The organism is Undibacterium sp. GW821-FHT07F11 (genome assembly GCF_059418665.1).
In genome coordinates this window covers 114,078-127,098 of sequence record NZ_JBWKQH010000012.1, presented here as the reverse complement: position 1 = coordinate 127,098, position 13,021 = coordinate 114,078, and the positions used below count along the sequence as shown (strand labels likewise).

The following is a 13,021-nucleotide window of genomic DNA, read 5'->3' as shown; positions in this document are numbered from 1 at the left end:
AGGAGTCACACATGTCTGCAAGCAATCGCACCACCTGGGATTTTCTGGCTGATACTTATTGGTATGTGACTTACCCTGATCTGCCAGCTTTGCAGTTCTCAGCGGACGACAATGTATTGAGCTGGACGGGTGACCAGACCGTCTGGCATATCTCAGGCTACAAGAACGGTTATTTTTGGGGTGTATCGTCGGCCCTGATGTTTGACCCGGAATCAAGCGGCAGGACGGGGGCACCGCAACAGCGCAGCCTGGTGGGTACAGTAACCGCGAATGGACAGGTGCAAATCAGTTTTATCGGCAATAACCGCTTGCAGGAAACCGTTACCGGTTTTGGTCATATGAGCAAACTCGAAGGGCAATGGGTATTCCAGATGCAGATGACAACATCATCTGGCAACCCGACCCTGCATTGGGCCAACATGATGCAAACCACGGAGACTGATCCAAGCTGGGAAAATTTACCGGGTGTGAATTGCTCAGTGCCAGACATGCTGGAAGGTGCCAGCTATCCGCAATTTGATGATGCTTAAATATCCCTGCCACATTTGCAGTGGCAGGGATAAATCTTACACCGTACGCTTGCGCAAATGATGCAGGGCCAGTGCCAGTTGTGTGCCGACGACCGCATTGTTCTTGACCAGCGCGATATTGGTTTCCAGGCTGCGGCCTTCTGTCATTTGCTTGATACGGTTCAGCAAGAAAGGCGTGATGGCTTTGCCTGTAATGTCCATCTCATCAGCCAGCTTCAGCGCCTGCCGGGTGATGCTTTCGATTTCTTCTTTGGGCATGGCAGATTCAACCGGCACCGGGTTGGCAATGACGATGCCGCCGTTTAATCCCAGGTTCCATTTGGCATGGATAAACTCGGCCTGTTGTTCTGCCGTGTCGAGCTGGAAATCTGCCTTGTAGCCGCTGTCAGCCGTAAAGAAAGCCGGGAAGGATGGCTGGCCTACGCTGACGACGGGTACGCCATGGGTCTCAAGATATTCCAGCGTCAGGCCGATGTCGAGTATGGATTTGGCACCGGCACAGACCACGGCAACCGAGGTGCGTGCCAGCTCTTGCAAGTCGGCAGAAATGTCGAAGCTGGTTTCAGCACCACGGTGCACACCACCTATGCCGCCGGTGACAAACACTTCTATGCCTGCCAGTGCAGCGCAGATCATGGTGGCGGCAACAGTGGTTGCACCGAGTTTGTTATTGGTCAGTGCAAAGGCCAGGTCACGACGGCTGACTTTCATGGCGTCGGGCGAGTTGCCCAGCAGTTCCAGTTCTTCGTCATTCAGGCCTATATGGATTTTGCCATTCATGATGGCGATGGTGGCAGGCACAGCACCACCATCACGGATGATTTGTTCGAGCTCACGCGCAGTCTGCACGTTTTGCGGATAAGGCATGCCGTGTGAGATGATGGTGGATTCCAGCGCCACCACGGGCTTGGCCGCCAGGCGGGCAGCGCGGACTTCATCGGATAAGACCAGGTAAGATTGCATGATGTTTCCTTTTTTTTGAATATGGAATGAGTCCATATTTGTCACGTACTAAGCTTCTTCAAAAATAGTCGGGCTGATCGTTGCTGCCACTGTCGCATCGCTTTCCAGCGTCAGTTTGGCCAGCTTCAAGCCATATTCACAGGCCAAGCCCAGATCACCTGGCTGGCGGCATAAAGACCATGCTACACCAGCGGCAAAGGCATCACCTGCACCTGTGGCATCGCGCACGCTGGTTGCTGGCGCGGGCATATGCTGCATGCCATGTTCCGCAGCGCTGGTGGTAAAAGTTACGCCTGCCATTCCCTTGGTGACGATAATGTCCTGCACGCCACGCTGCTGTAGTTGTTTGCAAGCAGCGTCCAGTTCTGCCTGGTTTTGTATGCTGCGTCCAACTGCGGCTGCGAGTTCGCCCTGGTTCAATAACAGCAGGCGCAAGCCATGCAAATCCTGCGGCAGGCGCGCCATCTTGGGTTCAGACACGGCCACCACCATCAGGGGCATCGCCTGTTGATGCGCTTCTTGCAATAATAAGCCTATGCTATCTGTCGGTAAATTCAAGTCGATGATGGTAAACGCAGCATGGCCGCGCTGGGTCTGGCGGCTGTGCAGGTAATCTGGCGTCAGGGCATCACAGCATTCCATATGCGCCAATGCCAGCACCATATCCCCCTCATCATTGAGCAAGGCAGTATAGCTGCCGCTGTGCATGCCCGTTGCCTGCAGGCTGGCTTTGACATCGATGCCGACGGATTGCGCATGGTCGAGCATGCTGCGCCCGGCAGCGTCGTCACCGACTGCGCACAACAGGCGTGTTGGCATGCCCAGGCGTGCCAGATTCTCGGCAATATTGCGGGCAACACCACCAAAGGCCTCATGCTGGCTGACGGGATTCGAGGTACCCATCTGCACCGGCCCCAGGGTACGCAATTTGCGGTCTATATTCGCCCCGCCTATGCATACAACAGGACGCTGGTCAGGCAAGACATAGGCACGGCCCAGCAGACGTTTTTCGCGTATCAGGGCCGCAATATGCCCGGCCACGGCAGAACGTGACAGACCCAACTGGTCAGCCAGTTCTTGCTGGGAGATAAAAGGCTGGGCTGCGATGAGCTGGTAGAGCTGCTCTTTTTTACTCAGTGCAATAGACATAAAGGTGAAATGCAAATCAAAAAGATTACAAACAATTGTTCTCAACAATAAACAATTGTACATTTCAAGTCAACAACTGTTTGTATTCGTCTGAGATCACCTGGGCTGGAAAGTATCAATAAAATAACAATAATTAACATTAAATATAATCTTTTTTATAATTTTAGATAAAAAAATGATAACCTCGCAGATGCAGATACTTGTTGCTGTGCGAGTACCTCTGCAAACCCCGCAATGCATTATTGAAATAAATCATCAGCTTTTAGCACTCGCACATCAAAACAAAATCCAACGAGAGGGAAACCATGAACACGTATGATCGCAAGCAGCGCAAGCCTGCCCACGCAGTGAAACTGACTACCTGCATTTCTTTGCTAGCTACGGCTTGCCTTGGCCCGCTGGCACAGGCGCAAATCCTGCCGTCTGATGCCAAACCAACCTGTACTACCGCTACCCCCGCCAGCCCCGGAGGACCAGCGCCGACACCATTCGCGCAATGGTTTGAACCAGCCGGCGTGCAGCTTAATGGTCTGGTCAAGGCTGCTGATAGTGTGAATTTCCCTGATGCATCGGCGTGCAGCTTTTACCAATGGTCGGAACAGATGTTTTTATGGCTGACCTCACCCACACCCAAGGGGCTTTCCGGTGGCGACTATATCTTCTCTTCTTCGGCTTTCTACGGTGTATCGCCATTGGTCGGCAAAACGCGAAGCTTCATACCGCAACTGACTAAACAGGCGATGAATTTCAGCCCTTTGTTGCAGCAATTGGGGCCGAATAATTTGCCTGTGGCATTTGATAAATCAGGCAAACTGTTTGAAGTCCTGCCACCCAAACTGGCCCCCAATGGCAAGGCCACCACGCTCAACAAGGCTGGCAAAACAGTAGAAGTAGATCATGTTGAGGTTGGTGCGGCTGGCAAGGTCAATCTGCTGACCAAGGCTGGCAAGCAAATTGAGACTGATCTGGTAGCAAACCTGCGGGCACGCCTGCCAAAAAAGCAAACTGCCCTGCTGACTGCGGCAAGTACAGATGGCAATATCGTGCAAAGCTTCAAGAACGGTGCCAAGGGCGGCCTGATTTTCCTGGACGCAGCTGGTAACCAGGTCGACATGACCATAGGCCAGGCGGGCGGCAGCAATGTACTGGTCGCACAAAACGGCTCGCTGGTGTATTACTCGATTGCAGCCAATGATTTGTTTGCCTACTTCCTGACGCAAAGAAAACCAAATGCACCAGCGGACCTGATGTATCCGACCACCGCACAAGAATTGGCCGACGTGGTTGCCTATGCGAAGAAAATGGGCCTGCGCGACCTGGCTGCACCAGAGGCACTGGCAGTTGAAGTCAAGCTGGCATGGATAGAAACCACGGGTTTTGACGAAGCGACCAAAAAGAAATTCATCATCATTGATGCGGAAGTACCTGACATCAGCATCAACCAGCCAGCGTCGCTGAAACAGGGAACAGTCAAAAACAAAAAAACCAAACTGGCGCTGGTTGGCGTACATGTGGTCGGTAGCGCAAAGGGTAATCCAGAGTTGATCTGGGCGAGCTTTGAGCACATGGACAATACGCCCAATGCCGAATACAAATACATCGATGTCAATGGCGCAGAAAAACTGGTGCCGCAAAACACCAAGGGCAAATGGCTATTCAGCCAGGACGGCGCAAGCGGTCCTTTCAACCAGGCCCTGTACAAGGCATCCGGCAATACCATCACCTGCAACGACACAAGCGTGAAACCTTGCGTTGTCAAACCCAATGACACCATACGCTGGAAACCCTGGGGAGCTGCCGCTGACCAGAACCCGCGCCAAGCTGACCCTACGCACGCTGGCCCGGTTATCACCCCGCCTGAATCCAACACTGACCTGTTATCCATCAACAGTAGCGTCATTTCACAACTGGCAGCAGGTGATGTACGCAAGAATTACCTGATGATAGGCTCAACCTGGACCACCGGTGGGCGCGCCCCGGATTCAGACAAACCACCAGCCACGGCAATCAACCAGGTGGGCACCAGCAGGCTGGCCAATACCACTATGGAAACCGTGCATCAGGGCTCCAACATCAACTGGGCAGGCGGTACCAATTGCTTTAGCTGCCACAAGAGCAATACTGTCACCGTTAGTCATATCTGGCCTGATCTGAATCCTTTGCCAAAAACTTTGTTGAAGACCAAAACCAAGTAAAAACCAGGCAAGCTGATTAAGCCAACAGTAGTTACCAACAAAAAAACCGCAGACTTTAAAGGTCTGCGGTTTTTTCTTTCTTGATCTATTTCGCTTTGATCTATTTCAACCCCGCCAGCCACACCAGCTTGCTTTGACAGTGCAGGCATTCTGAGATTTGTACTTCACTTTGTATTACCGGTATCGCCAATATAGGTCAAATAAACTGCTCCGTATGTTCGTCAGCGTACGGATGCACCGCTTTATTGCGCGCATGCTGTGTCTGCATTGCGATATCTGTGCTGGCGCTGCCTGCATGTAGGTGGGTGTCAGCATCGCTCCTGAAGCTATTGTAATTTCCGAATGTTAATCAATTTTTTTAATCACCTAAGGCACCCCATGAAATTTTCCATACTCATTTTGACACTCGCTGGCGTAATGGCAACAAGTGCCTGTGACCGTCAACCTGCGCAAGTTGCTGTGCCGGTTGCAGTTCCAGTACCGGTCGCTGTCCCTGGCCCTGCTGGTGCACCCGGTGCCACTGGCGCTACTGGTGCCACTGGCGCAACAGGCACGCCTGCTTCTGTAGGTGCCACTGGCCCCGCAGGTGCTGATGGCATGCAAGGCGCAACGGGTGAAAAAGGTGCGCCAGGCTATGACGGCCAAAAAGGTAAAACGGGCGAACCCGGCAAACCAGGCGACACTATCGTCGTCTTGCCACAGAAGTAAATCCGCAGGCAAGCATGTGCTCGTCTTTGCTATGGCATTGATGAACACATGTTTGCCACCTCATCGTCTTTTTTAAAGGTAAATCATGGTTCAGCTCATCAATCTTATTATCTACCTTGTCGTGTTCGGCCTGGTGTGGTGGCTGGTAGGTTTTCTGCCCTTGCCTGCTCCGGTGGCACAAGTAGTGCGCGTGTTGTTCATCGTCTTGCTGATCGTGATTGTACTGTCTGCATTTGGTATCTTGCCTGGCATACATATGCCACAGTTACGCTGGTAGAATTCATCAATCGCCCTGCTCTGCTTATTCTTTTTTTTCTGCGACACGAGCGCGCTGCCATTCAATCGCTACTGCCACCAGAAAAAAGCCCACAGTGACCGCCAGCAATTTGAGCATGATATCCACATCAAACTGCTTGCTGCGGTAAGAGGCAGCCGCCGCGATCATGGCAGCGGCGCAGAGTATGCGCATGCCTTGGCGCTTATAGGCTGCCCGGCATAAAGATAGAAATTTATTACCTGTATCGTTGCTCATGAATTTGTTGATGCAAGTCGTGGGACTGCGATTCTAACAGTGCCAGGCAAACGGCAGTTGAGAGCTTGCGTGCTTGCTGGGCAAGCGCCGTCTTGCTTCCCGCTATCTGGCAATTGCCTTTCGCAACGCTGCCCGCGCCAGCAAGCGGGTAGAGTCCAGTGTCGGCAGGCTGGAATTGTCGTCATTGACGATCAAGGGTAGCTCTGTGCAACCTAGTATCACTGCATCGCAGCCATTGTCTTTGAGCCTGTCTATGATGGCGAGAAATTCGCGCACACTCTCTGGCTTGATGATGCCGCGCACCAGTTCATCCATGATGATGCTGTTCAAACGCACCCGGTCTTTTGCATTTGGCAATGCAAAATCCAGGCCCTTGTCACGCAAAACGGCTGGATAAACCTCACTGCCCATGAGCCAGTTTGTGCCTGTGATACCCACACGGCGATAGCCACGGTGCACCGCTGTGGCCGCGACTTCTTCGGCGATGTGTAACCAGGGTAAAGGTGAAGCAGCCTGCACCAGATCAAAGGCCAGGTGAATGGTGTTGTCAGGACATATCAAAAAATCTGCCCCCGCCCCCGCCAGTTTGCGTGCTGAAGCCAGCATGAGATCGGCCACACCTTGCCTGTCGCCACGTTCAAGACAATCCACATACAAAGCCAGCGAAGGCGTATGCATGCTGACTTCTGGATGGGCGTGCGGCCCCATCAAGGCAGCCCCTTCTTCACAGATGGTACGGTAACAAAGCGCCGCCCCGGCGGCGGAGCAACCGACTATTCCTATGTGCAAGCTCATGCTGATGTCTCCTGTGTTGATCATGAATCACATAGTGCCGGAACCAGGTTTTTGCAAGCCTGGACAGATGCTTTCTTTCATGCCCGCAAAGCCGTTCCCTTGTGCTTTAGCCAGACGCGGCGCATGTCGCGGGCGGAACCAAAACCGGCGATGTCGGCGATCTGTTCCATGGAGCGATTGGCTTGCGCCAGCAATGGTTCGACCTGTGACAATTGCATTTGCTGCCTGTAATCCAGCGGGCTGATGCCGACATGGTTTTTAAACAGGCGTGCCAGATGACGCTCACTGAGGCAGGCAATGCGCGCCAGTTCCTGCATGGGCCAGGCTTGCGCCGGGTCTGCAGCAATGGCGTCCTGCACGCGGTGTATGGCAGGATGCAAATGATTGCGGTGCGACAGATAAGGTGACAATTGAGGCGAGGCGGCGTCACGGCGCATCCATACCACCATTTCACGCGCTACATCCAGCGCCAGCCTGGGGCCGGCACTCTGGCTGACCAATTCCAGCACCAGGTCTACACCCGTGGTGACACCGGCAGAACTGGCGACATTGCCATCAATGACGAAAACCCGGTTCTCTGCGACGATGGCTGCAGGTGCAACTGAGCACAGACCCGCTACCAGGCTGTGATGCGTTGTGCATGTCCGGCCATCAAACAACCCGGCACGCCCGGCCAGCAAGGCGGCTGAGCAAATAGTCACCAGCATGACTCCGGGATGCAGCACCTCGCGCAACCAGCGCATGGCGGCAACGGCTGCCGGGGTTTGCAGGTTCCTGTCCGCATCAGACAAGCCTGGTATCACAAGCCATGCACCGTCTGGCAATTCAGCGGGCAATGCAGCCAGGCCAGGCGTGGACATGCCCAGTGAATTGCAGGGCGCGGATTCAGGGCCGATGAAGTGCAGATCAAAACTGAGACGGAAGCGATTCGCCAGCCGCAAGGCTTCGGCTGGCCCGGCAAATTCCATCAGTACAAAGCCGGGCAAAAGCAGGAAGTAGACGGGGATGGGGGTAGTAGCTGTTTTGTTCATGCGGCAGACATCTTTAAGGTTAATGTATGTTCCATGCCAATTGACTATCATCTCATCAGCTTGATGCAAGCTGCGCCGCTTCAAAACCTGCCAGCACTTCATCAACTGTGCGTATGCGGGCAAAGCGCTGATGTAGTACCAGCTCAGTCCTTTCCCTGATTTCACTGGCGGAATACAGCCTGCCACCAGTATGCCGGTGTGCCGTGGTATAGCTGGCCTCGGTGACGAAATCAATTTCAAAACCCAGATCGCAACCATGCCGGGCCGTGGTTTCACAGCAGCGTTCCATGCGCATGCCTGAGATGATCAGGCGACGGATACCCTGCTCTGCCAGCCATTCGCGCAATGCTGGTTCCATCAGCGCGCTGTTGACATGCTTCTCTATCGTCAGGTCTGCATAAGGATCACTCCCCTCCATGCAGCGCACCAGGCCAGAGGCCAGTGAAAAATGGGCATCACCTTCCACATGAAAAATGCGTATGACCGGCACACCAGCTAGGCGCGCCCCGGCAATCAGGCGATTTTGCGCCTGCAGATAAAAGGGCAGCTCATCCTCTGACCAGTTGAGGGTATGACGAAATGATTCCTGCACATCGATCACCAACAGCACCTGGGACATATTTTACCTCCTTCATTTATAGTGAAGTCGGTATTTAATCATTGGTGGATGTGGCAAACACTGCTGTTTCCGGCTCAATATAGGACGGATACGGACATCATGCCCGACTACCCTTGAGCTCGCATTCAGTATGGGTGCCTGGGTATCCAGTGAGCAAAACCCCTGGCTTTGGATAGTACTCCAGCAATTCAGGCATCCCTGAATCTCATGCTTCATTTGACAAGCCCAAGGGACAGCCCCACAATCAGCGCGCTTTAGCATATTTGCGCCTTATTTGTGTCCCGTTTGCGTGCCATTTATAGCCAGCATGACAATTTTTAATGATTGGTCAATCTGGTGCAATGCAGCAAATTCTCACTCTGAAGATGCCAATAAAACAGACTTAAAACAATATTCATACTATGGTTGCCTGCCCGCCGCGATTTTGCACAAATTTTGACCAAAAAATCAGATTGCGCTTGACGTTAAACAGGCTCCATAGTTAAATACGAAATCGATTGCGCAAACGATTGCGCGACAACTTTTTACCGAGAATAAGCATCATGAAGCCACGCATTACTGTAGTCGGCAGCGTCAATATGGATCTGGTTTTTCGCACGCCGCGCATGCCGGCTGTGGGTGAGACCCTGCATGGTCATGAATTTTGTCAGATTCCCGGTGGCAAAGGGGCCAATCAGGCCGTAGCCGCTGCCCGCCAGGGTGCGCAGGTCAGCTTTATCGGTGCGGTAGGTGATGATGGTTTTGGCAGTTTTTCGCATGATTGCCTGGCTGCCGAGGGCATGGACCTGACCCACCTGGCACGCGTAGCTGGCGTTGCTACAGGCGTGGCTGGCATTCTGGTAGAAGATGGCGGCGACAATAGCATCGTCCTGGCAGCAGGTGCCAATGCCACACTGACGGCAGCGCAGGTCGAAGCTGCTACCGCCGTCATCGCTGGCGCACAATTGCTGGTTTGCCAGCTTGAAACCCCACTGGCCACGGTCACCCGCGCAATAGAAATCGCCCGCGCCCAGGGTGTCAAAGTGATTTTGAACCCGGCCCCGGCACAAGACCTGACAGATGCCTTGCTGGCCCAGGTCGATTACCTTATTTTGAATGAAACTGAAGCTTCACAACTGAGTGGCATCACTGTGACAGACCAGGCCAGTGCCAAAACCGCATCGGAACAAATCTTGCAACGCGGCACAGGCACAGTCTTGCTGACCATGGGTGAGCATGGTGCCCTGATCACTGAGAGCACTGGCAGCCAGTTCATCCCGGCAGTCAAGGTTGATGTGGTAGACACCACCGCTGCAGGCGACACCTTTGTAGGCGCTTTTGCGGTTGGTCTGGCAAATGGCCTGAGCGTGATCGATGCCAGCCGTGAAGCGCAATACACGGCAGCGCTGACTGTCACCAAACTGGGTGCACAGACATCCATACCGCAGCGCCAGCAAGTGCTGGACTTCATGGCGGTCAGGAAAGCCGCTTGATAAGCTAAGAGGCTAAAAAAATACGAATTACGACCAGGTCGCCGTCAAAAACGGCACCAAAATTGGGCGCAGGCAGCAAATCATGCCCGGCCACCAGCACGAACACTGTTTTTGATAAAATTTCGCCCGCGTGGCTGAAACGAAATGTCTGCACCATGTTAGGCTTGCACAGGCTTTCAAGTCTGGCTTTGATTTGTATCCGGGTCAGGCTGTGGCAGCAAAAGAAACATGGTTTTTAATTTGGGCGCTGCATGCTCTTTGTGAGCACAACAGCACAACGACATCTGATGAAGGAAATTTCATGAAACTCAAGCAAATCTGCCTGTCCCTGGCGACCCTGATGGCTGTCGGCGGCGCGGCCAGTGCTTATGCTGCAGACCTTAAATTTGCAGTAATCTATGACGCAGGCGGCAAGTTTGACAAGTCCTTCAACCAGTCAGCATCCGAAGGCGCAGAGCGTTTCAAGAAAGAAACCAAACTCAACTACATCGAAGTGCAGGTCGCCAGCGACACCCAGACTGAGCAAGTCTTGCGTAATCTGGCCCGCAAGAATGTAGACCTGATCGCCGCCATAGGCTTTGCCCAGGCGCAGGCAGTACAGAATATTGCCAAGGAATTCCCAAAAACCAAGTTCGTCCTGATCGACGGTATTGCTACTGGCGACAACGTCAGCTCTGTCCTGTTCAAGGAACAGGAAGGTTCTTACCTGGTGGGCGTGGCAGCAGCGATTGCCAGCAAATCCAAAAAAGTCGGTTTTGTAGGTGGCATGGATATCCCGCTGATACGCAACTTTGCCTGCGGTTATACGCAAGGTGCCAAAGCCACCGAAGCCAAGATTGATGTCGTACAAAACATGGTCGGCACCACCACTGCGGCCTGGAATGACCCAGCCAAAGGTGGCGAGCTGGCACGCGCCCAGTTTGAACGCGGCGTTGATGTGATTTTTGCAGCAGCCGGTGGTAGCGGGATGGGCACTTTGCAAGCCGTCAAGGAAAAAGGCAAGCTGGGCATAGGTGTTGATTCCAACCAGAACTATATGCACCCAGGCAGCATGCTGACTTCCATGGTCAAGCGCGTAGACCAGGCCATTTATGACAGCTTCATGCAGTTAAAAAATGGCAACTGGAAAGGCGGCACCCAATACAAGGGCCTGAAAGAAGGCGGCGTCGATTGGGCACTGGACAAGGATAACCGCGCTGTCGTCAGCGCTGACATGGAAAAACGCGTCAACGCAGCCAAGCAAGACATCATCAGCGGCAAGGTCAAGGTTGTTGATTTCCGCGAAGGCAACAAGTGCCCGGTCTGATACCGGGTAGTCATTGACCAGATTTGTTTTGGATTTGTTTTTATCCAGGGCGCAAGTGTCTGACATGGATACGATGCGCCCTGATTGATGTTTAAGCCCTTGCACACCGCCATTTAAAGAAACGCTCAAGTATGCAGCCAGCAGTCGAATTTCAGCAGATCTCCAAACGTTTTGGCGCGGTACAGGCCAACCGTGATGTGAGCTTTTCCATTGCGCCGGGTTCCATCCATGGCGTGATTGGTGAAAACGGCGCAGGCAAGTCCACGCTGATGAGCATACTGTATGGCTATTACCGCGCCGACAGCGGCAAGCTGCTCATCAATGGCGCAGAACAGCATATCCGCAACAGCCAGGAAGCCATCAACCTGGGTATAGGCATGGTACACCAGCATTTCATGCTGGTCGAGAACATGACGGTGCTCGACAATGTCATGCTGGGCACGGAAGGCGGCTTTCGCCTGAAACCCAAACGCCATGAAGTCGAAGCCAAGTTGCGCGAAATCTGCAAACGCTATTCGCTCGATGTAGACCCACTGGCGACGATACAGGACTTGTCTGTCGGCGTGCAGCAAAGGGTGGAAATCCTCAAGCAGATTTACCGCAGCGCCAATATCCTGATCCTTGATGAGCCGACCGCCGTCTTGACGGTGCAAGAGGCCGCTTCGCTGTTTGAAGTGCTGCGCCTGTTCAAGGAACAGGGCAAGACCATTATCCTGATCACCCACAAGCTGCAAGAAATTTTAGAAATCACTGACCAGGTCACGGTCATGCGTGCAGGCACCGTCATTGGTTCTGTCGCCACGGCAAATACCACGACCACCCAGTTGGCCGAGATGATGGTGGGTCGCCCCATCGTCACCCACTTGCCACGTGCTGCCTATGCGCCGGGCGAGACGGTGCTGGAGGTCAAGGACCTGAACCTGGTGAATTCGCAAAAAGTCAGTCTGTTGAAGAACGTCAGTTTCAATATCCGCGCTGGTGAAATCGTCGCGATTGCCGGTGTTTCTGGCAATGGCCAGAGTGAATTGCTGGAAATTTTAAGCGGCATGCGCCTGCCCACCAGTGGCAAGCTGCAAATGCAGGGCAAGGACTTGCCCTTTGCTGGCCGCAAGGATGCCGACGGTTTGCCTGCCACTTTCCGTGATCTGGGCATAGCCCATGTGCCAGAAGACCGCTTGCGTGATGCCGTCATCAAGAATTTCTCGGTGATGATGAACAGTTTTTTGGGTTACCAGAAAAAGCTGGGCAAATCCTTTGGTTTGCTCGATTACAAAAGCATTTTGAAAAATTGTACAGACTTGCTGGCCAAGTTTGATGTGCGCCCGGCAGACCCGCATCTGCGTATCGCCCTGCTGTCTGGCGGTAACCAGCAAAAAGTGGTGATGGCGCGCGAGATTGCAGCGAATCCAAAACTGATGCTCGTCGGCCAGCCTACCCGTGGTGTTGATATAGGCACGATAGAAAGCCTGCATACCCGCCTGCTGGCCATGCGTGATGCCGGTATTGCTATTTTGCTGGTATCGGTAGAACTGGAAGAAGTACGCGCCCTGGCTGACCGCATCCTGGTCATCTCTGGTGGTGCCATCACGGGTGAATTGAAGGCAGAAGAATTTGATGCGACCGAGATAGGTTGCCTCATGGGTGGCATACATACTCATTGATATGCATTGATGTGCATTCCCCCATTGAGCCGTAATTAGATTATTGCAAGAACAAGCAAA

13 protein-coding genes are annotated in these 13,021 nt (G+C 53.3%); 7 read left to right on the top strand and 6 right to left on the bottom strand.

Annotation, left to right across the window (positions count from 1 at the left end; genetic code table 11):
• The first annotated feature begins 11 nt into the window (after positions 1–11).
• The gene (locus tag AC07OI_RS26575; RefSeq protein WP_495259263.1) at positions 12–530 is read left to right on the top strand and encodes a hypothetical protein; all 519 of its coding nucleotides are present in this window, start codon (positions 12–14) and stop codon (positions 528–530) included.
• 36 nt (positions 531–566) lie between these two features.
• Here the strand turns inward: AC07OI_RS26575 and AC07OI_RS26570 are convergent, their stop codons facing one another.
• On the bottom strand, positions 567–1,493 hold the full coding sequence (locus tag AC07OI_RS26570) for a pseudouridine-5'-phosphate glycosidase (RefSeq protein ID WP_492705505.1): 927 nt from the start codon (positions 1,491–1,493) through the stop codon (positions 567–569).
• A 48-nt stretch (positions 1,494–1,541) separates the two neighbouring features.
• Positions 1,542–2,642 carry a PfkB family carbohydrate kinase gene (locus tag AC07OI_RS26565; protein WP_495259262.1) on the bottom strand — a complete coding sequence of 367 codons (1,101 nt, stop codon included), beginning with the start codon at positions 2,640–2,642 and terminating at the stop codon, positions 1,542–1,544.
• Positions 2,643–2,947: 305 nt separating this feature from the next.
• Between AC07OI_RS26565 and AC07OI_RS26560 the strand changes: the two genes are divergently transcribed.
• The 3 genes from AC07OI_RS26560 to AC07OI_RS26550 all read left to right on the top strand — a co-directional run bounded on the left by AC07OI_RS26560 (position 2,948) and on the right by AC07OI_RS26550 (position 5,822).
• Complete coding sequence (locus AC07OI_RS26560; RefSeq protein ID WP_495259261.1) at positions 2,948–4,837, top strand: hypothetical protein; 1,890 nt, start codon at positions 2,948–2,950, stop codon at positions 4,835–4,837.
• Between the two features lie 378 nt (positions 4,838–5,215).
• Positions 5,216–5,545: a collagen-like protein gene (locus AC07OI_RS26555; protein WP_492705500.1), complete on the top strand. Its 330-nt coding sequence runs from the start codon at positions 5,216–5,218 to the stop codon at positions 5,543–5,545.
• 85 nt (positions 5,546–5,630) lie between these two features.
• Positions 5,631–5,822, top strand: coding sequence for a Thivi_2564 family membrane protein (locus tag AC07OI_RS26550; RefSeq protein WP_492705498.1), 192 nt, complete (start codon positions 5,631–5,633; stop codon positions 5,820–5,822).
• A gap of 24 nt (positions 5,823–5,846) precedes the next feature.
• Here the strand turns inward: AC07OI_RS26550 and AC07OI_RS26545 are convergent, their stop codons facing one another.
• The 4 genes from AC07OI_RS26545 to AC07OI_RS26530 form a co-directional block, all read right to left on the bottom strand.
• Complete coding sequence (locus AC07OI_RS26545; RefSeq protein WP_495259260.1) at positions 5,847–6,077, bottom strand: hypothetical protein; 231 nt, start codon at positions 6,075–6,077, stop codon at positions 5,847–5,849.
• Positions 6,078–6,179: 102 nt separating this feature from the next.
• Positions 6,180–6,872 (bottom strand): aspartate/glutamate racemase family protein, encoded by a 693-nt coding sequence (locus tag AC07OI_RS26540; protein WP_495259259.1) that lies wholly within the window; start codon positions 6,870–6,872, stop codon positions 6,180–6,182.
• A gap of 77 nt (positions 6,873–6,949) precedes the next feature.
• The gene (locus AC07OI_RS26535) at positions 6,950–7,903 is read right to left on the bottom strand and encodes a GlxA family transcriptional regulator (protein ID WP_495259258.1); all 954 of its coding nucleotides are present in this window, start codon (positions 7,901–7,903) and stop codon (positions 6,950–6,952) included.
• 55 nt (positions 7,904–7,958) lie between these two features.
• Entirely contained in the window at positions 7,959–8,522 is a 564-nt protein-coding gene (locus tag AC07OI_RS26530; RefSeq protein WP_492705491.1) for a cysteine hydrolase family protein, read from the bottom strand.
• A gap of 542 nt (positions 8,523–9,064) precedes the next feature.
• On the opposite strand from AC07OI_RS26530, the gene rbsK reads away from it, so the two are divergent.
• The 3 genes from rbsK to AC07OI_RS26515 all read left to right on the top strand — a co-directional run bounded on the left by rbsK (position 9,065) and on the right by AC07OI_RS26515 (position 12,961).
• On the top strand, positions 9,065–9,994 hold the full coding sequence (gene rbsK / locus AC07OI_RS26525) for a ribokinase (RefSeq protein ID WP_492705489.1): 930 nt from the start codon (positions 9,065–9,067) through the stop codon (positions 9,992–9,994).
• Between the two features lie 301 nt (positions 9,995–10,295).
• On the top strand, positions 10,296–11,300 hold the full coding sequence (locus tag AC07OI_RS26520; protein ID WP_492705485.1) for a BMP family lipoprotein: 1,005 nt from the start codon (positions 10,296–10,298) through the stop codon (positions 11,298–11,300).
• Between the two features lie 131 nt (positions 11,301–11,431).
• A complete protein-coding gene (locus tag AC07OI_RS26515; RefSeq protein ID WP_492705484.1) occupies positions 11,432–12,961 on the top strand; it encodes an ABC transporter ATP-binding protein in 1,530 nt (509 codons plus the stop codon).
• Positions 12,962–13,021: the final 60 nt, after the last annotated feature.

Bases quoted from the DNA above. Each gene is read 5' to 3' on its own strand.
- AC07OI_RS26575 (WP_495259263.1), top strand. From the start codon at position 12: ATGTCTGCAAGCAATCGCACCACCTGGGATTTTCTGGCTGATACTTAT.
- AC07OI_RS26570 (WP_492705505.1), bottom strand. From the start codon at position 1,493: ATGCAATCTTACCTGGTCTTATCCGATGAAGTCCGCGCTGCCCGCCTG.
- AC07OI_RS26565 (WP_495259262.1), bottom strand. From the start codon at position 2,642: ATGTCTATTGCACTGAGTAAAAAAGAGCAGCTCTACCAGCTCATCGCA.
- AC07OI_RS26560 (WP_495259261.1), top strand. From the start codon at position 2,948: ATGAACACGTATGATCGCAAGCAGCGCAAGCCTGCCCACGCAGTGAAA.
- AC07OI_RS26555 (WP_492705500.1), top strand. From the start codon at position 5,216: ATGAAATTTTCCATACTCATTTTGACACTCGCTGGCGTAATGGCAACA.
- AC07OI_RS26550 (WP_492705498.1), top strand. From the start codon at position 5,631: ATGGTTCAGCTCATCAATCTTATTATCTACCTTGTCGTGTTCGGCCTG.
- AC07OI_RS26545 (WP_495259260.1), bottom strand. From the start codon at position 6,077: ATGAGCAACGATACAGGTAATAAATTTCTATCTTTATGCCGGGCAGCC.
- AC07OI_RS26540 (WP_495259259.1), bottom strand. From the start codon at position 6,872: ATGAGCTTGCACATAGGAATAGTCGGTTGCTCCGCCGCCGGGGCGGCG.
- AC07OI_RS26535 (WP_495259258.1), bottom strand. From the start codon at position 7,903: ATGAACAAAACAGCTACTACCCCCATCCCCGTCTACTTCCTGCTTTTG.
- AC07OI_RS26530 (WP_492705491.1), bottom strand. From the start codon at position 8,522: ATGTCCCAGGTGCTGTTGGTGATCGATGTGCAGGAATCATTTCGTCAT.
- rbsK (WP_492705489.1), top strand. From the start codon at position 9,065: ATGAAGCCACGCATTACTGTAGTCGGCAGCGTCAATATGGATCTGGTT.
- AC07OI_RS26520 (WP_492705485.1), top strand. From the start codon at position 10,296: ATGAAACTCAAGCAAATCTGCCTGTCCCTGGCGACCCTGATGGCTGTC.
- AC07OI_RS26515 (WP_492705484.1), top strand. From the start codon at position 11,432: ATGCAGCCAGCAGTCGAATTTCAGCAGATCTCCAAACGTTTTGGCGCG.